17 protein-coding genes are annotated in these 17,204 nt (G+C 40.8%); 8 read left to right on the plus strand and 9 right to left on the minus strand.

What is annotated here, in order from left to right:
• The first annotated feature begins 192 nt into the window (after nucleotides 1-192).
• The gene (locus C3Y93_RS09840; protein WP_004969793.1) at nucleotides 193-474 is read left to right on the plus strand and encodes a GNAT family N-acetyltransferase; all 282 of its coding nucleotides are present in this window, start codon (nucleotides 193-195) and stop codon (nucleotides 472-474) included.
• Between the two features lie 6 nt (nucleotides 475-480).
• On the opposite strand, the gene C3Y93_RS09845 is transcribed toward C3Y93_RS09840, so the two are convergent.
• Nucleotides 481-819: a hypothetical protein gene (locus C3Y93_RS09845; protein WP_104852787.1), complete on the minus strand. Its 339-nt coding sequence runs from the start codon at nucleotides 817-819 to the stop codon at nucleotides 481-483.
• A 210-nt stretch (nucleotides 820-1,029) separates the two neighbouring features.
• Between C3Y93_RS09845 and C3Y93_RS09850 the strand changes: the two genes are divergently transcribed.
• Nucleotides 1,030-1,503: a BLUF domain-containing protein gene (locus C3Y93_RS09850; protein ID WP_104852788.1), complete on the plus strand. Its 474-nt coding sequence runs from the start codon at nucleotides 1,030-1,032 to the stop codon at nucleotides 1,501-1,503.
• A gap of 114 nt (nucleotides 1,504-1,617) precedes the next feature.
• Here the strand turns inward: C3Y93_RS09850 and C3Y93_RS09855 are convergent, their stop codons facing one another.
• Both C3Y93_RS09855 and mpl read right to left on the minus strand, forming a co-directional pair.
• Nucleotides 1,618-2,703, minus strand: a complete 1,086-nt coding sequence (locus C3Y93_RS09855; protein ID WP_104852789.1) for a zinc-dependent alcohol dehydrogenase family protein — start codon at nucleotides 2,701-2,703, stop codon at nucleotides 1,618-1,620.
• Between the two features lie 238 nt (nucleotides 2,704-2,941).
• Nucleotides 2,942-4,312, minus strand: a complete 1,371-nt coding sequence (gene mpl / locus C3Y93_RS09860) for a UDP-N-acetylmuramate:L-alanyl-gamma-D-glutamyl-meso-diaminopimelate ligase (RefSeq protein ID WP_104852790.1) — start codon at nucleotides 4,310-4,312, stop codon at nucleotides 2,942-2,944.
• A gap of 240 nt (nucleotides 4,313-4,552) precedes the next feature.
• On the opposite strand from mpl, the gene C3Y93_RS09865 reads away from it, so the two are divergent.
• The 4 genes from C3Y93_RS09865 (at nucleotide 4,553) to C3Y93_RS09880 (ending at nucleotide 8,730) form a co-directional block, all read left to right on the plus strand.
• Entirely contained in the window at nucleotides 4,553-4,894 is a 342-nt protein-coding gene (locus C3Y93_RS09865) for a DMT family protein (RefSeq protein ID WP_019836196.1), read from the plus strand.
• A gap of 223 nt (nucleotides 4,895-5,117) precedes the next feature.
• Nucleotides 5,118-5,630 carry a 5-(carboxyamino)imidazole ribonucleotide mutase gene (purE, locus tag C3Y93_RS09870; RefSeq protein WP_004969800.1) on the plus strand — a complete coding sequence of 171 codons (513 nt, stop codon included), beginning with the start codon at nucleotides 5,118-5,120 and terminating at the stop codon, nucleotides 5,628-5,630.
• Nucleotides 5,631-5,644: 14 nt separating this feature from the next.
• On the plus strand, nucleotides 5,645-6,766 hold the full coding sequence (locus tag C3Y93_RS09875; protein ID WP_104852791.1) for a 5-(carboxyamino)imidazole ribonucleotide synthase: 1,122 nt from the start codon (nucleotides 5,645-5,647) through the stop codon (nucleotides 6,764-6,766).
• A gap of 677 nt (nucleotides 6,767-7,443) precedes the next feature.
• Nucleotides 7,444-8,730, plus strand: coding sequence for a lytic murein transglycosylase (locus C3Y93_RS09880; RefSeq protein WP_104852792.1), 1,287 nt, complete (start codon nucleotides 7,444-7,446; stop codon nucleotides 8,728-8,730).
• A gap of 70 nt (nucleotides 8,731-8,800) precedes the next feature.
• On the opposite strand, the gene C3Y93_RS09885 is transcribed toward C3Y93_RS09880, so the two are convergent.
• The 5 genes from C3Y93_RS09885 to C3Y93_RS09905 all read right to left on the minus strand — a co-directional run bounded on the left by C3Y93_RS09885 (nucleotide 8,801) and on the right by C3Y93_RS09905 (nucleotide 14,151).
• Nucleotides 8,801-9,178: a hypothetical protein gene (locus C3Y93_RS09885; RefSeq protein ID WP_162164695.1), complete on the minus strand. Its 378-nt coding sequence runs from the start codon at nucleotides 9,176-9,178 to the stop codon at nucleotides 8,801-8,803.
• A gap of 140 nt (nucleotides 9,179-9,318) precedes the next feature.
• On the minus strand, nucleotides 9,319-10,233 hold the full coding sequence (locus tag C3Y93_RS09890) for a matrixin family metalloprotease (protein WP_004969807.1): 915 nt from the start codon (nucleotides 10,231-10,233) through the stop codon (nucleotides 9,319-9,321).
• A gap of 219 nt (nucleotides 10,234-10,452) precedes the next feature.
• Nucleotides 10,453-12,387, minus strand: a complete 1,935-nt coding sequence (dnaK, locus tag C3Y93_RS09895) for a molecular chaperone DnaK (protein WP_104852793.1) — start codon at nucleotides 12,385-12,387, stop codon at nucleotides 10,453-10,455.
• A 121-nt stretch (nucleotides 12,388-12,508) separates the two neighbouring features.
• Nucleotides 12,509-13,048 (minus strand): nucleotide exchange factor GrpE, encoded by a 540-nt coding sequence (gene grpE, locus C3Y93_RS09900; RefSeq protein ID WP_004969812.1) that lies wholly within the window; start codon nucleotides 13,046-13,048, stop codon nucleotides 12,509-12,511.
• A gap of 599 nt (nucleotides 13,049-13,647) precedes the next feature.
• On the minus strand, nucleotides 13,648-14,151 hold the full coding sequence (locus C3Y93_RS09905) for a hypothetical protein (protein WP_104852794.1): 504 nt from the start codon (nucleotides 14,149-14,151) through the stop codon (nucleotides 13,648-13,650).
• A gap of 220 nt (nucleotides 14,152-14,371) precedes the next feature.
• Between C3Y93_RS09905 and C3Y93_RS09910 the strand changes: the two genes are divergently transcribed.
• A complete protein-coding gene (locus tag C3Y93_RS09910; protein ID WP_104852795.1) occupies nucleotides 14,372-15,445 on the plus strand; it encodes an alpha/beta hydrolase in 1,074 nt (357 codons plus the stop codon).
• Nucleotides 15,446-15,485: 40 nt separating this feature from the next.
• On the opposite strand, the gene C3Y93_RS09915 is transcribed toward C3Y93_RS09910, so the two are convergent.
• Nucleotides 15,486-16,157 carry an acetoacetate decarboxylase family protein gene (locus C3Y93_RS09915; protein WP_104852796.1) on the minus strand — a complete coding sequence of 224 codons (672 nt, stop codon included), beginning with the start codon at nucleotides 16,155-16,157 and terminating at the stop codon, nucleotides 15,486-15,488.
• A gap of 98 nt (nucleotides 16,158-16,255) precedes the next feature.
• Here C3Y93_RS09915 and C3Y93_RS09920 point away from each other — a divergent pair, with 98 nt between their 5' ends.
• A complete protein-coding gene (locus C3Y93_RS09920; RefSeq protein WP_004969822.1) occupies nucleotides 16,256-16,825 on the plus strand; it encodes a peptidylprolyl isomerase A in 570 nt (189 codons plus the stop codon).
• Nucleotides 16,826-17,204 lie beyond the last annotated feature (379 nt).

Genomic DNA, 17,204 nt, shown 5'->3' on the forward strand with positions numbered 1-17,204 from the left:
GAGGCTACTCCCCTTGTTCAACATAATTTGGGATTAGGACGCTGCCTAAATCTGCGTAAAGAATTACATAATTTTAAGTGTTGTGCAATTTATTCTGTATGGTAAATCACTTTAATTTGTACAAATTCAGCACAATATTTCGTAAAGAGTGTGGCAAATTGAAAAAATAGATTTAGTTTGATAGGTGGACTTATGCAAATTCAACATCAAGAAACCCAACGCGGTGGCGAGTTTTTTATTGAACGAGATGGTCGGCATATCGCTGAAATTACTTATCAATATCAAGATGATCACACTATTTTAGCAGATCACACTTGGGTCGATCTGACATTACGGGGTCAAGGGGTTGCCCGTCAGCTATTAGATATTTTGGTCGCCTTTGCACGTGAAAAGCAGCTAAAAATTGTACCCGTGTGCTCTTATATTGAGACGGCTTTTGAAACAGATACACAATATGCCGATGTCGTGGCTTAAAAAATATTATTTTTTAATCGCTATAGTTGAGCTTACCTGTTTTTCTACAAACACTTTTTTAAAGTAGATCAACAGGTAAGGTATTGCATGCATTCCAATCAGCATGCTGAATAAGAAGAATTTGAGCATCACCGAATCATTCAGTGCAATACATAAACCACTGATAAGCGCAATACAAAACCAGTGGAAAAAAAATGAGCTCACCCACTGCTTTAAACTTAGCCCTAATACAAAAGATGAAATGAGTATATTTGTTTCTTCATTTAGACCTAAACGGTGAAAGCCAATCAGCATGCAAAAATAAACAATTAATAAAAATGATGTGGTAAGCACGTCTTTGAGCATGACTTTCTCCAAAACTAAACCAAAACCGTACTTTCAATGTAATGTATGTTAAAAGATGCTACACATACACCATAGTGGTAAACGTAAGGTTGAATTGTCAGTCATAAATTACAATTGATTAAAAAATAAACAAAACCACAAAATAATGAGTGATTATTTGAGTCTATTATCTTAATTTCATGACTACTTTTACATTAACAAGAGTGTGATATGTTAATCAGGTTGTGTTATGCCAGTACCCGAGCGGAGCATCAAAATGATTTACTCCAAGAAATCAGTGATATTTTGGCAACAGCTCGTCAATTTAATGCTGCACAACACATTAATGGGGTACTTTATTATGCTGAGGGTCATTTTTTTCAGTGTTTAGAAGGTGAACAACAGCAGCTCGAGCAATTATTTGAGCGTATTCAACAGGACCCGCGCCATCGTGATGTCTTTCGCTTCCCTGACCAAATACTTGAGCATGTCCATTTTTCAGAATGGTCTATGAAATATGTGCATAGACATAGTCAAATTTCGAGTTTATTTAAAAAGCTCGGCTTTGATGTTTTTCTACCACATCGTTTGGATGAAAAGACGGTACAGCAATTTTTAGCTTTACTTTTGGATTTAGAACAAACCATCTTGCCTGAAAAATCTCAACGGGGTTATAAAAATAGAGGTTATTCAAACTTTTTCTAAATTTAGTTTGTAGGGTATTAGGGTCATTTGCCTCTCTCTATTGAAAACGGTTTAAATATTAAAAAGCCAATCTAAAGTATACAGATGGCTTTTTTATCATGCATAAAGCCAAGATTATTCGTAATTAATCATCACTTTCATGGCATTTTCATCTGAAGCATGTTTAAACACATCATAGGCTTTTTCAAATTCAGAGAATTTAAAATGGTGCGTTGCCAGTTTTTCTAAAGGCAATTTGCCTGAACAGCAGGTTTTTAACAGCATGCCTGTCGTATTGGCATTCACCAAACCCGTAGTGATGGTTAGGTTTTTAATCCAGAGTTTGTTTAACTCAAAATTTACCGACTTACCATGTACGCCCACATTGGCAATATGTCCGCCCTCTTTCACGACATTTTGGCAAATATCCCAAGTGGCTTCGACACCTACAGCTTCCATGGCACAGTCTACCCCGCGACCACCTGTAATCTCTAAAATACGTTGTACCGCATCTTCTTTGGCAGAGTTAATGGTATAGGTTGCACCCAACTCTTTTGCCATCGCCAAGCGGTTATCGTCCATATCGACTGCGATAATTTGTGCAGGAGAATAGAACTGTGCGGTAAGCAGACAACCCATGCCAATTGGACCTGTACCCACAATTGCAATGGTATCACCAGGTTTAACATTGCCGTATTGCACACCAATTTCATGTGAAGTTGGCAATACATCAGACAAGAAAACCGCAACTTCTTCATTTAAACCTTCAGGCAGCAAATATAAAGAAGTGTCTGCAAATGGAGTACGGACATATTCAGCATGAGTACCATCAATCATATATCCCATGATCCAACCGCCTTCATTTTGGCAGTGTGCATAGAGTTGTTTTTGACAGTTTTCACAAGTACCACAACGGCTGACACAAGAAATAATCACCTTGTCGCCTTTTTTGAAATTTTTGACTGCCGAACCGACTTCTTCAACAATCCCGATGCCTTCGTGACCTAAAATACGGCCATCAAATTGCCCTGTCTTGGCAACTGCAGTGTCTTGAATTTCTGGGTTTTTACCTTTCCAAATACCTAAGTCAGTACCGCAAATTGTAGTTTTGGTGAGACGAATCACGGCATCTGTTGGTTGTAAAATTTCTGGACGTGGGCGTTCTTCAAAACGAATATCATTGGCGCCGTGGTAGACCATGGCTTTCATTGTTTTTGACATTGTGACCATCCTTCTTAGTAATGATGATGAAAGACATCCAGCAGCCAACCTGTAGCAACCGTCATGCTCGCAGGATGTAATCTTTTTAAAGTAACAGGTCAAGATGACAAGTTCATGAGCAGTATTGTTGCTTTTAATAATTATAATATATAAGTTTATAATTAATATAAAAATCCCCTATTTTTTGCCAAAAACAGGGGATTTTTTTTGAAAGAGTTTTAAATCAGTTTAAGCGATTTTAAGCCGTGTGTTGCAACGCTTGAATGAGTTTTTGATGTAAACCACCAAATCCACCATTTGACATAATCACCACTGCATCGCCCTCACCTGCTTGGCTCACGATTTTTTGAATAATTTCATCCAAAGTATTGGCCACCACTGCATGATTGCGAGCAGCCGCAACCACAGGCTGTAAATCCCAGTCTAAACCTTCAGGTTGATACCAAATCACAGCATCCGCTAAACGTGCTGAATCTGCCAAGCCCTCTTTATGACTGCCCATGCGCATGGTGTTGGAACGTGGTTCAATAATCGCCCAAAGCTTACGCTCACCCAAACGCTTACGTGCGCCGTCCAGTGTGGTTTCAATTGCGGTTGGATGGTGGGCAAAGTCATCATAGACTTCAATGCCGCGTATGGTGCCTAATAACTCCATACGGCGTTTCACCCCACCAAAATTGGACAGCGCTGCACATGCGGTTTCAATTGCAACCCCAACATGCTCTGCTGCGGCGATGGTTGCCAAGGCATTGGCGACACTGTGTTGCCCTGTCATATTCCAGCGCACTTCACCTTGTAGCACACCATTTTTCAGAACTTTAAAATGTGAACCATCTGCTGCAAGTTGTTCTGCATACAGTTCCGCTTGTGGATCTGTATTGAGCGAAGTACGTAGCACAGGTGTCCAGCAACCCATTTCTAACACTTCATCAATATGGGTTTCTGTAATTGGGGCAATAATGCGCCCTTCACTTGGGATGGTACGCACCAAATGATGGAATTGTTTTTGAATTGCGGCCAAATCATCAAAAATATCGGCATGGTCAAATTCAAGGTTATTTAAAATGGCGGTTTTAGGATGGTAATGTACGAACTTGGAGCGTTTATCAAAAAACGCAGAGTCGTATTCATCGGCTTCGACACAGAAATACTTGCCTGCACCCAAACGTGCACTTTCACTAAAGCCTAACGGAACGCCGCCAATTAAAAAGCCCGGTTCTAAGCCTGCCTGATCCAATACCCACGCCAACATGGTGGTGGTGGTGGTTTTGCCGTGCGTGCCTGCAACGCCCAGTACGTGTTTGCCTTGCAAGACATGATCGGCCAAAAATTGCGGGCCAGAAATATACGGTAAACCTGCATTCAGCATGTATTCAACCGCATCAATCCCACGTTTCATGGCATTGCCCACAATCACTAAATCTGGATGCGGTTGTAAATGGCTGCGGTCATAACCTTGCATTAAGGTAATGCCTGCATTTTCCAGTTGAGTCGACATCGGTGGATAGACGTTTTGGTCTGAACCTGTGACGGTATGTCCTAAATCGCGGGCCAAAAGTGCCAAAGAGCCCATAAATGTGCCACAAATACCCAAAATATGCAGATGCATTCCGCCTTACTCCACTGCTTTTATAGACACATCACGTATTTTTGTGCTGTTGTCGTGATTAATTTGATTTGAAGCAACGATAGCAAGGGTTTTGGCGAAAAGATAGTGATTCTTGTATCTCATTTCAGGGATTTTTCAGCGCTGAATCTGCGCCAAAGGATGTAAAAAATTGCTGCTCTTGCATTTTTTATGGCAAATAGCTCGTAAAATAAAACTGAATTTTTAAGATAGTACGACACAATGTCTTCAGCACTTTTACTTTTGGTGATTGCAAACTGTTTTATGACCTTGGCGTGGTATGGTCATCTCAAGTTTTTACCACATGATGCGCCGCTGTGGCAGGCAATTTTATTCAGTTGGGTGATCGCCCTATTTGAATACAGTTTGATGATTCCTGCTACCCGTTTGCTGGCGCAGCATGGCTGGGCGGTAGGTCAAATGAAAATTACCCAAGAAGTTGTGACTTTATTGGTGTTTGTACCGTTTATGATTTTTCTGTTTAAGCAACCTTTTAAACTAGATTATTTATGGGCAGCCTTATGTTTATGTGGTTGCGTGTATTTTGTATTTCGTGCGCCTTAAAGACGAGTTTTAGCTCGCTTGAATAGCTTTAGGTTCACCTATTTTGTTTAACTGTTTTCAATTCTTTAAAATAACCCGATAAAAATAATCAAAAAAGTCGGTTGAGTCGCCGTGTTCAATTTTAACAAGTCGAAAAATCAGTCTATAATGTGGAGTTCTTATTCAAGCTTGGCTTTCTCGCCTGAATTTCTCTTTCCTTAGTTTCGTTTCTGGAATATTTGTAATGAACGCGGCCGCTGCACAAGACGCTCCTCTCGTTGGAATTATCATGGGTTCTCAATCGGATTGGGCAACTCTCGAACACACTGCCAATATGCTGAAGCAGCTTGGTGTCCCATTTGAAGCGGAAGTCGTTTCTGCACACCGTACCCCAGATCGCTTATTTGAATATGCTGAACAAGCGCGTGATCGTGGCATTCAGGTGATTATTGCAGGCGCTGGTGGTGCCGCACACTTACCAGGTATGTGTGCAGCTAAAACTGATTTACCTGTTTTAGGTGTGCCAGTGAAATCTTCAATTTTAAATGGTGTCGATTCATTACTTTCAATTGTGCAAATGCCTGCGGGTATTGCGGTAGGTACATTGGCTATTGGTCCTGCGGGAGCAACCAATGCGGCAATTATGGCAGCCCAAATTTTAGGTTTAACCCGTCCAGAGATTGCACAAAATGTTGTCAATTTCCGTGCCGCGCAAACTGAGAAAGTTTCAAGCAACAATATTCCAGGTCAGGCTTAAGCGGGACAATTACTATGGATAAGACCATCGGTATTTTTGGTGGCGGTCAATTGGGTCGCATGATGGCACAAGCGGCTTTACCCTTAAATATTCAATGTACCTTTTTTGAAGCCAGTCCAGATTGCCCAGCGGCAACCTTGGGTCAGGTTTTTGCCAGCAAAAGCGAAAATAGCCTACAAGATTTTATACACAGTGCCGATGTATTCAGCCTTGAGTTTGAAAATACTCCGTTGGCTGATGTTGATGTATTGATTAAGCACAAAGACTTGCATCCACCACGTCAGGCTTTGGCAATTGCCCAAAACCGCTTGCTGGAAAAAGGCTTATTTGATGAATTGGCGATTCCTGTTGCGCCGTACCAAGCCGTCAACTCGCTGGAAAGTTTACAGGCTGCTGTAGCTGAACTCGGTCTGCCAATTGTGCTAAAAACCGCAACAGGCGGCTATGATGGCAAAGGTCAGTTTGTCTTGCGCAGTGCAGATCAGATTGAACAAGCATGGGCAGAACTTGGCCCTGCAGGCAGCTTGATTGCAGAAAGTTTTGTTACTTTTTCACGTGAAGTATCTATTATTGCGGTGCGTGGTCAAAATGGTGAAGTAAAAACTTGGCCATTGGCAGAAAACCATCATCACAACGGTATTTTATCGCATTCGATTGTACCAGCACCAAACAGCGCAGACTTACAGCCTGTGGCGCAAGACTACATCACTCGCCTGCTCAATCACTTAAATTATGTTGGTGTATTAACGCTAGAGCTATTTGTCACTGACAAGGGCTTGTATGCCAATGAGATGGCACCTCGTGTGCATAACTCAGGTCACTGGTCAATTGAAGGCGCGGTGTGTTCGCAGTTTGAGAACCATATTCGTGCTGTAGCAGGTTTACCGTTAGGCTCAACTGAAGTGGTACGTCCAACGGTGATGGTCAATATTATTGGTCAGCATCCCAAAACTGAAGATGTGTTGGCATTGAATGGCGCACATTTGCATTTGTACAATAAAACTGAGCGTGAAGGCCGTAAAATTGGGCATATTACTTTAATGCCGAATGATGCCGCTGAATTGACAGATTTATGCCGCCAATTGGCAAAAATTTTACCAAATCCATTGGCGCTCAGTGCTGATATGAGCTTGTAAATTTAAAAATGACACCAAAGCGCTCATCACGATGAGCGCTTTTTTATACTTTCACGTTTTTATTCTGCCTATTTTTAAGGTGTTCTACCGTTAATCTGTCTAGGATTGACGCTGTAATTTTAGGTTGATTAAGATAGATCAGGCTGAATAAGCAACCATCACCGTAGCAAAGCAATACTTAAAATAAAAATGCGCACAAGTCTGATGGGAAACAGATGATAATTATGAATTCAAAACTTTAAATTCAAATAGCGCGTTTTAAATTTAAAGCGATGCTTCAACTTTGAATTTAAATATCAGAAATGAATTTAAAGATAGATCTGCAGTTTTGAATTTAAATAAAGTAGCGGCTCTTTTGATCTTTAAATTTAAAAAGCTACTTTTAAATTCAAAGCAATACATCGTAAATATGCAGTGAATGTCGTGTTTTGTGGGTAACTTGGGTTGGTTTAATTTGAATTTAAACTTTTAAATTTAAAAGTCTTATCATGTGTTGTGATTTTGAATTTAAAAATGTGAGATGCTGTACTTGTGGATAAGTGTTTTAAATTTAAAATGAGAAAATGAATTTAAAACTGTGTAAATGAATTTAAAGTTACAGATTTTCATCTGATCTCTGTGGCTGAAGGTGTTATGGTAAAGCCAAGATTTAAATTCAAAACACATCAAAGGGTATTATGCATCGTTTCGCTGTGATTTTTGCGACAGCTGCAATGGCAGCTACTCAGGTTCAGGCAGAACTAATTATCAATGGAAAATCTGTCACCGTAACACCAACGGTCAGTACATCTGCAAATTTTCAACCACAAAACCATTTTCAAAGTTGTTTGGCCAATTTACGCAGCCAAGCCATTGCCAAAGGGGTGAGTGGTAGCAGTTATGATCGCTATACTCAAAATCTCAGTCCAGATTATTCAGTCATTGAGCGTTTAAATTACCAACCTGAATTTTCTACGCCAATCTGGGATTATCTCTCAGGCTTGGTCGATGATGAGCGCGTGCAGGCAGGACAGCAGAAATTGGCACAGCACCGTGATGTGCTCAATCGTGTTGCAGCAGCCTATGGCGTACCTGCAGAAACCGTAGTGGCGGTTTGGGGTGTAGAAAGTAACTTTGGTGCGATTTCAGGATCCTATCCATTATTGCAAGCGCTAGGTACCTTGAGCTGTGAAGGACGCCGTCAAAGCTATTTCCGAGGTGAGTTTTTTACCACCATGCGTTTATTGCAACGTGGTGATGTCACTGAATCACAATTAAAAGGCTCATGGGCAGGGGCGTTTGGGCATACTCAGTTTATGCCATCGACCTATGATGAGTTGGCGGTCGATTTTGATGGTGATGGTCGCCGTGACTTAGTATCTAGTATTCCAGATGCTTTGGCTTCCACCGCTAACTTTTTAAAACGTCGCGGCTGGCAAACAGGGCAGCCGTGGGGCTTTGAAGTCAAAGTGCCTGCAGGCATGTCTTTGAGTGGTGAAGGGCGACGCAATAAAAAATCCCTCAGCAGTTGGGTTAATCGTGGGTTGACTCGTGCAGATGGTTCGGCATTAATTCAGGGCAATTTATCGGGCAGTAGTCAGGCAGGCTTGATGGCACCTGCAGGTGCGAATGGCCCTGTATTCTTAGTGTTTAGAAACTTCGATGCCATTTATAGCTATAACGCAGCAGAAAGTTATGCCTTAGCGATTGCGCATTTATCAGATCGTTTAATGGGGCAGTCTGCATTCCGCACCGCTTGGCCAACCGATGATGCAGGTACATCCCGCGCAGAACGCCGTGAAATTCAACGCTTTTTGTTAAGTCGTGGTTATGACATTGGTGAAGTGGATGGTTTAATTGGCGACAAAAACCGTCAAGCGATTCGTCAGGAACAGACTCGACTCGGCTTGGCTGCAACAGGTCGGGCAGGGCAGCAAATTTTAAGAGCGTTTCGTAATGAAGCGGCCAAACAAATGATGCAATAAGTTGTTGCTATTGCATAAAAAAGGTCTGCAAATGTGCAGACCTTTTTAATTTTTGTCTTAAAACAGGGGATTAAGGTTCAATTTTCACTGCTTCAAGCAAATCAAAAATCACAGTCGTGACATCTTGGCTTAATTCTTTGTTATTAAAAATTTCATAAGCTGAAATGGTGATGTCGGTATCACTTGGCAGCAAACGCTGTTCTTCTTCAATCAGGTGTTCAATTGGTAATAAGGTCTGTCTAACCTCAAGATGCAAAATATCTTTGTATTCAATATTTTCATCTTCAAGTTCAATCACTTGCTCATTAAAATACGGCAATAAAATCGAGTGGAGACAAGGTTGAAGCTCAACAATATCAAAAATTTCGATATCACGGCTTTGTTCAATCGTGCTGATGTGGTCATTTACTTCAATCAGGATATGGTAGTAACTCACATGAATCTCCACAGATCGTTCAGGGTTATACAGAGCCTTCACAATAACATGAAATGAGTAAATTTGCTGCCTTTGCACGTGTAATGGATATGCAACTATCGTACAGGGTGAGGGGAGTTTTGTGTTTTAGTCACTTCAGTTTGCCAGATTGCTCAATGCCGTGCATGGAGTAAATCGAGATCGGCAGGGCGCAGTTGGAAATTCTGCAACTGCTGATCTTTTAGCATTGGATACATTAAGGCATAAGGGTCGTTATGGTGTGCTAAACCCAAAGCATGACCAAATTCATGCGCCAAAGTTAGACGTAAATCATCTTTAGATTGAAACTCATAAATCCGAATGGCCTGACCATCAAAGCTGCCTTTATCAAATAAACGTGGTTGAAAACGTGCATTAAATTGCTGGATGGATACATCAATGTCTTGATTAAGTTGATTGAGGGCATCGACTTGTTGATTGAGCTGGTTAATTTGCTGATTAAATTGCGCTATTTCGTGTTCTAAACTCCACATGTGTTGCTGGATTTCTTGTTTTTTGGCTGCAAAAATTTCCTGTTGCGAAGGATGTAGCCCACCACTTTGGTTAATTTGCTGTACTTGACGATTGTATTGTTCAAGTTGTTGTTCAAATAGCATTTTTTTTGCATCAAGTTGTTGATTTTTATCTGCAATTTCTTGTTTTAGTGCTTGAATATTTTGGTTTTGATTGTTCCAGTGTTGTTGGCGTTGTTCAATGGCTGTAAGTTGTTGTTGGCGTTGGTTTGATTCATCTTGACGTTGATCATAAATCAAGTGAATGGCGAGCTTGGCGTTCGGGTCATATACAAAATAATCTTGTCCCGTCCCTTGTTTCCAAATATGGGTGGCTTCCTGACTCAGTTGTAGTAAATCGGCATGGCTTAAGCCAAAACGCGGATCGACTTCAGCAATACGATAACGTAAGCGAGTATCTAAAGGATGTTTTAAATGATCTAGTGCAGTATTGTGTCGTGTATGAGGATGTTGAATATTTTGATAAATCAGCAAGATAGAAAACAGTATGATTGCACCCAATAGAAACAAACGCATTGCTAGCGGCATCCTTTTTTGGGTTTACTGTAGCCGAAAGTAGGGCAGAAACTCAATCTATTTGCAGTTAGAGCATCATTTTATCTATTGTACTCGGTTGAGCGTCCAATTGTCTGTGCTCTTTCATTTAAATCTTGAAGTCAGTGTATGGATATCGAAAAGAAAAACCGCGCTGCAATTGCTTGCAGCGCGGTTTTTGATGTGCGTTAAAGCGACAAATTATTTTTTATCATCTTTGACTTCAGTGAATTCAGCATCGACTACGCCATCATCGGCTTTTTGACCTGCATCGCCTTGGAATGCATTCGGGTCAAAACCTTGTGCACCGCCTTGACCTTGTGCAGCTTCATACGCACGTTGCGTAATTGGCATGATGATGTTTTGAAGCGCTTCAGTTTTCGCTTTGATCGCATCTACATCATTTTCTTTAGTGCTGGCTTCAAGCTCAGTCACTGCTGTTTCAATCGCAGTTTTTTCATCGGCAGTCACTTGTTCACCAAGGTCTTTTACTGCTTTTTGAGCAGAAGAAACTAAAGCATCCGCTTCGTTACGTGCTTTTGCAAGTTCTTCAAACTTACGGTCTTCTTCAGCATTTGCTTCAGCATCTTTAATCATCGCTTCAATTTCAGCATCGCTCAAACCAGAGTTTGCTTTAATTTGAATCGATTGTTCTTTGCCTGTGCTCTTGTCTTTTGCAGACACTTTCAAGATACCGTCAGCGTTAATGTCGAACGAAACTTCAATTTGTGGCACACCGCGTGGCGCTGGTGGAATGTCACCTAATTGGAAGTTACCCAACAATTTGTTTTGTTGAGCCATTTTACGCTCACCTTGGTAAACTGAAATGTCTACTGCAGGCTGGTTGTCTGCCGCTGTTGAGAACACTTGAGATTTCTTCGCAGGAATCGTGGTGTTTTTCTCAATGATTGGCGTCAACACGCCACCCATAGTTTCAATACCAAGCGTTAACGGAGTTACATCTAGAAGCAATACGTCAGTTTTGTCACCAGACAATACGGCACCCTGAATTGCTGCACCAATTGCAACAGCTTCGTCTGGGTTTACGTCTTTACGTGGCTCTTTGCCAAAGAATTCTTGTACTTTTTGTTGTACAAGTGGCATACGTGATTGACCACCCACCAAAATCACGTCAGAGATGTCAGAAGTTGAAAGTCCTGCATCTTGTAGCGCAACTTTACATGGCTCAATGGTACGAGCGACTAAATCAGCAACCAAACCTTCAAGTTTGGCGCGAGTCACGTTCATCACCAAGTGCTTCGGACCTGTTGCGTCTGCAGTGATATATGGCAAGTTGATTTCAGTCGCATTTGAAGATGAAAGCTCGATTTTTGCTTTCTCAGCCGCTTCTTTCAGACGTTGTAATGCCAATGGATCTTGTTTCAAGTTGAAGTTTTGCTCTTTTTTGAACTCTTCAACCAAGTATTCGATCAAGGCATTGTCAAAGTCTTCACCACCAAGGAAGGTATCACCGTTGGTTGATAACACTTCAATTTGTTGGTCGCCATCAAGGTCTGCAATTTCAATGATCGATACGTCAAAAGTACCACCACCCAAGTCATATACAGCAACTTTACGGTCGCCTTCTTTCTTGTCCATACCAAATGCAAGCGCAGCAGCAGTTGGTTCGTTGATGATACGTTTAACTTCTAAGCCTGCAATTTTACCCGCATCTTTGGTTGCTTGGCGCTGTGCATCGTTAAAGTACGCAGGTACAGTAATCACGGCTTCAGTAACTGTTTCGCCCAAATAATCTTCGGCAGTCTTTTTCATCTTTTTCAAAGTTTCTGCAGAAATTTGCTGTGGTGCAAGTTTCTTGTCATTCACTTCAACCCAAGCATCGCCATTGTCTGCTTTGATGATTTTGTAAGGCACAAGACCAATGTCTTTTTGTACCGCTTGGTCTTCATAACGACGACCAATCAAACGCTTAATTGCGAATAATGTGTTTTTCGGGTTAGTTACAGCCTGACGCTTTGCAGATTGACCTACAAGAATTTCGCCATCTTTATAAGCAATAATAGATGGAGTTGTACGTGCGCCTTCTGCGTTTTCAATTACTTTAACTTTGTCGCCTTCAAGTACCGCTACACATGAGTTAGTTGTACCTAAGTCAATACCAATGATTTTAGCCATTTGGATGTTTCCTCAAAAATTCTTTTGCAATGTTTTCACTTGTTATTCGATATGAGAGCCAATCAAAATTTTTCAAGTTGTTTAGATGAAAATTTTTTATCAACTCTCGATTTTATAAGGCTTAAGCGCCAACCATCACCATTGCAGGGCGGAGTAAGCGACCATGTAAGGTGTAGCCTTTTTGTAATACGTTGCCAATTTCATTGGCTTTTGCATTTGGATCAATCCCTACGGCTTGATGCAGGTCTGCATTGAAACCATTGGCTGTATCAATCACCACCACACCAAACTTTTCTAAAGTGGTCAGTAATGATTTCAAGGTCAGTTCCACACCTTCAGACAAGGCAGTTTTTTCATCACCATTGGCGGCAATAGCACGCTCAAGGTTGTCTACAGAATCCAATAATTCTTTAGCAAACTTTTCTAAAGCAAACTTTTTAGCTGTATCTGCTTCACGTTCTAAACGCTCTTTGGTTTTTTCCGCTTCGTAAACTGCATTGGCAGTACGTGCTTTTTCCAATTTTAGGTTTTCTTCAAGTTTGCTCAGTTGTTCTTGTAAAGACTCAACGGAAACTTCTGCTTGCTCAGTATCTTGCGCTGTTTGTTGTTCCGTCTGCTCTTGCTCAAGGTCTTGAGTTTGTTCGTTCTGCTCAGTTGCCATTGATTTACTCCGTTTAAATGGGTTTTTAAACATGTACAGTCCTTTGGCGTCAGTGCTAACTGCGTTATTGCTGAACTGCCATGGTTAGAGAAGTTCGTAATTAGCTAAGAAATCGGGGCAGGGCTGGCAAAATTCAAGCGTGCCAGTAGATTAATTTTCATTGCCATGAAATTTGGTCAAAACAATACATTTTGAATCAAGATGTCGGCGGATGAATGAAGCAAATTAAACTTTGAAACTTATAATATTTTTTTGTTTAAAAAAGTATGGTAATAGGGAGCTGATTATTCAGCTAAACCAGTGCTTTTATTACGGAGATAGCTAAAAACACTGTTTTATCAACAGGATTCGACTGGGTGTTTGTTCACTATATTGTGCATGCGTATGATTAGAGTTTTTAAGTTTTGGTTGATTAATCGCTAAAACAACTTAATCGAGAGTAATTATATATTTTACACAAAACCTAACACTGCTTATTCTTTGCGCATAGATGCTATATCGCTGTAGTTTCTTGTGTATTGCTAAATGTGTTTTCGGGGCTTATCTAACTTCTGAATAAGCCCTTTTTTTACCTCATTTGTTTTGCTTTGCTGCAAGACTCAATCACGATCACGTCGTTGTTCACGGTCTTTACGGTTTTCCTGCCAGCGCTTTTGTTGTGCATCACGTTGTTGTTGCCAGCGTTTACGTGCTTCCTCACGCTTTTTTTGTTCAGCTTCAATTTGCTGCTTACGCTTTTGCTCAAGCAGTTTACGCTGCTGTTCCGATAAGCGTTTACGCTGCTGTTCCGATAAGCGTTTACGCTGCTCTGCTAAACGTTGTCGCTCTTGTTCATAGCGTTGTTGCTGTAATTGCTGTTGTCGTTTTTGTTCCCATTCACGACGTTCTAGTTCACGTTTACGACGCTCTAACTCAACCCGATTTTTACCTTGTTGATATTCCCAACGCTGCCGATCATTGTCATAACGTCGATGATCATCATCATAGCGACGGTCATAGCGTGGCTCATATCGTCCATCGTAGTAACCTTCGTCAGGCACGACCACGCAACCTACGGCTAAAATGGCAGTTGCGCACGAAAGTAAGATCAATTTTTTTGTCATGCTCTGCCTCCTGAGCCGATGAGGTAAATTTGTCTGAAACATCAATCATAGACCGCAATAGTGTCAATGACAGCGTCATAAAAGCAGGGTAGCGTATAGGTAATTTGAATGTGTATAACGATTGAAGCACTTGTATAACAAAATGGTCACTGTGCTGTTGATCATGAAGAAATTATGAAGCGTTTAGGCAAATCATGCAGACATATAAAAAGGAACAGGCATGCAAATTTTGAATTCATCTCTCAAAAATAAATTGCACAAAGGACAAGGTGCTGCTGCACGTGCATTAAATAAGTTACCAAGTCGAGTACATCATACTTTGGCTCAAGCTTTGGGTTATCCGTATCATTATCCAGACCTTGATCCATTTATTAAATGCATGATGGCGGCACAATTAAAACAAGGGAAAATTGGTTTTATTGGTGCTGACCCTGTACAGTCTAGACAGGCATTTGATCGACAAATGCAATCTATTCTGAGTACTCCAACTGCGGTCAAACGAGTTGAAGAAATCCGTTTAAACTTAGCCAGTGGCAATATCGCAGCGCGTTATTATCATCCTGCACCACATAAAAAATTGCCTTTAATCGTGTTTTATCATGGTGGTGGTTTTGTGGTGGGTGGTTTAGACAGTCATGACGAATTTTGCCGCTTAATGGCGGTACATGCCCATGCACAAGTGTTGAGTGTGGAATATCCACTCGCGCCTGAAGCTAGTCCACAGCAGATTATTCAAGTCTGTGAAGATGCTTTGGCATGGGCATATCAACATCGTCGAGAAATGAAAATTTTAAAAAATCGCATAGCGGTGGCAGGCGATAGTGCGGGTGGTAATATTGCAGCGGTGGTTGCACAGCGTAGTGCTCATTCAGCCTATGCACCTGACGCACAATTTTTAATTTATCCAGCCTTAGATTTTAAGAGTCGCCATCCTTCATTCTTTGCTTATAAAGATGGTTTGGTGCTGACGGGGCAAGATATTGATTTTGTCACACAGCACTATGTCACACAGCATCAGGTCGCTTTGGATGATCCAATTATTTCGCCAACTTTTGGCAAATTGAAAAAACTGGCACCTGCCTTTGTGGTCACAGCAGGACATGACGTTCTGCATGATGAAGCAGAAATTTATGCACATAAATTACGTCAGCATGCTGTCACGGTAAAATATGTAGAATATTTAGATCAAACACATGGTTTTATTAGCATGACCTTTGCGTCGCGTCGCGCCAAAAAAATCAGCATTGAAATGTGTAAAAACTTTAGAAAATTTTGGGATCGACCACGTAGCTAAATCTTAGGTTGGTTTTGTTCATCTGTTTCACGTGGAACAATTAAACCAGAGTAGAGATTTCGGCTTCAGGAAAAGTCAGCTCGAATTCAGGCACGTAAAAACCGTTGATGAAGCGTGTCTGATTAAAATCAGGAAACAAACTTGGATTCGATTGCCAAGATGTATATTTGAGTGGAATTAATCTGCCGCGAAAAGAAGGATTAAATTGATAGGATTTCCCTTGCCATGTTTGCTGAATTTTTAAAAGTGCAGCAGGGATGTAGCGACTATCAATATAAAAGCCGTGTTGCTTATTACATTTTTCAAGTTGAATGGCGAGTTGCAAATCTGCGTGTTGTATTTTGCAACTTATCTGTCGATCTTGAATATTCCAATCAAAGCTTGCCAGTTGTTTAGGAATGCCCCAAAGTTGTTGTCCGTGTTGCACAGAAGACTCGGTTGAAACGAAAATTTTAGGAATAGTAGATAAACGACGCTGCCTAAATAAAGGATGATCTAAAATCAGCAGCTCATCGTAAGCACCAATGGGGCTAGCGTGATAACGCACCCACATGACTTGAACAAGACGTCCTAAAAAAGAAGGTGTTAAGCCAAAAGGTTGTGCCTGTTTTAAAAATTGTGGGCTGAGCCAATAATTTAAAATATAGGCTTCACCTTGAAGTTGCCAAGGTGCTGGACACAGTCGGCTCTGATCTGAATTATTTTTATACATAAGTTTTCCAGCGTGATAAAAAATAACCACTGATTTATTCGCATAATCTTATTAATATAGATGCAATGCAAATACAACACAGATGGATTGGTCAGCAAATGTTAAAACAAAGTGTGTTTACCATGGCAGCAATGCTTATCAGCTTCAATACGATGGCAGCCAACACCGTGGTAGAAATGACAACCAGCATGGGCAATATTGAAATCGAACTGTTTAATGACAAAGCCCCAGTTTCTGCAAAGAACTTTGAAAACTATGCCAAGTCAAACTTCTATAACGGTACGATCTTCCATCGTGTTATCCCAGGCTTTATGGTGCAAGGCGGTGGTATGGATGCCAATATGCAAGAAAAGCCAACCAAAGCGACCATTCGTAATGAATCAAGTAATGGATTGAAAAATACCCGTGGTACCTTGGCAATGGCACGTATGAATCATCCTGATTCTGCCAGCAGCCAATTCTTTATTAATGTGGTAGATAACGATTTCTTAAATCGAAGTCCACGTAACGCAGGCTATGCGGTATTTGGTCAAGTCACTAAAGGTATGGATGTTGTCGATAAAATTGTAAAAGTACCAACAGGCAACTATGGCATGCATCAAAATGTACCGAAACAAGCGGTAAAAATACTCAGTGTGAAAGTGAAAGAGGCTGCCCCAACAAAATAAGCGGATTTAGATTGCAAAAATATGAAAAACATATTTTTAATTTAAAATTATAGGGTTAGTGCGAGTTTTGTGTGTTTTTGAACCAAAATGGTGCGTAAAAATCCAACACTCGTGAAAACAAGCAGTTAAAAGCACTTGCACGTGTAGGAAATTGCCCTATAATGCACACATCCCGACGCGAAACAGCCTACGAACTTAGCTTACAGGGTTAAGTTGTTAGAAGTGTTTTGCGTTAAAATTTCTGCTGACGAGGCAGAAATTGAGATCATTAAGAGATTATGAAGAACAACTTGTGTGGATTTTTACTGATTGATTGATCGAAAATATTTCATTGATTGATTGGTTTAAATTACTCGAAGTTTATTTGAGCGAAATTTAA

This window comes from Acinetobacter sp. SWBY1 (assembly GCF_002946595.1).
GTDB lineage: Bacteria > Pseudomonadota > Gammaproteobacteria > Pseudomonadales > Moraxellaceae > Acinetobacter > Acinetobacter towneri.

Coding starts and splice junctions, on each gene's coding strand:
- mpl (WP_104852790.1), bottom strand. CDS start 4,312: ATGCATCTGCATATTTTGGGTATTTGTGGCACATTTATGGGCTCTTTG.
- C3Y93_RS09875 (WP_104852791.1), top strand. CDS start 5,645: ATGGATAAGACCATCGGTATTTTTGGTGGCGGTCAATTGGGTCGCATG.
- C3Y93_RS09845 (WP_104852787.1), bottom strand. CDS start 819: ATGCTCAAAGACGTGCTTACCACATCATTTTTATTAATTGTTTATTTT.
- purE (WP_004969800.1), top strand. CDS start 5,118: ATGAACGCGGCCGCTGCACAAGACGCTCCTCTCGTTGGAATTATCATG.
- C3Y93_RS09840 (WP_004969793.1), top strand. CDS start 193: ATGCAAATTCAACATCAAGAAACCCAACGCGGTGGCGAGTTTTTTATT.
- C3Y93_RS09920 (WP_004969822.1), top strand. CDS start 16,256: ATGTTAAAACAAAGTGTGTTTACCATGGCAGCAATGCTTATCAGCTTC.
- C3Y93_RS09855 (WP_104852789.1), bottom strand. CDS start 2,703: ATGTCAAAAACAATGAAAGCCATGGTCTACCACGGCGCCAATGATATT.
- C3Y93_RS09915 (WP_104852796.1), bottom strand. CDS start 16,157: ATGTATAAAAATAATTCAGATCAGAGCCGACTGTGTCCAGCACCTTGG.
- C3Y93_RS09865 (WP_019836196.1), top strand. CDS start 4,553: ATGTCTTCAGCACTTTTACTTTTGGTGATTGCAAACTGTTTTATGACC.
- C3Y93_RS09905 (WP_104852794.1), bottom strand. CDS start 14,151: ATGACAAAAAAATTGATCTTACTTTCGTGCGCAACTGCCATTTTAGCC.
- C3Y93_RS09910 (WP_104852795.1), top strand. CDS start 14,372: ATGCAAATTTTGAATTCATCTCTCAAAAATAAATTGCACAAAGGACAA.
- dnaK (WP_104852793.1), bottom strand. CDS start 12,387: ATGGCTAAAATCATTGGTATTGACTTAGGTACAACTAACTCATGTGTA.
- grpE (WP_004969812.1), bottom strand. CDS start 13,048: ATGGCAACTGAGCAGAACGAACAAACTCAAGACCTTGAGCAAGAGCAG.
- C3Y93_RS09890 (WP_004969807.1), bottom strand. CDS start 10,233: ATGCGTTTGTTTCTATTGGGTGCAATCATACTGTTTTCTATCTTGCTG.
- C3Y93_RS09850 (WP_104852788.1), top strand. CDS start 1,030: ATGTTAATCAGGTTGTGTTATGCCAGTACCCGAGCGGAGCATCAAAAT.
- C3Y93_RS09880 (WP_104852792.1), top strand. CDS start 7,444: ATGCATCGTTTCGCTGTGATTTTTGCGACAGCTGCAATGGCAGCTACT.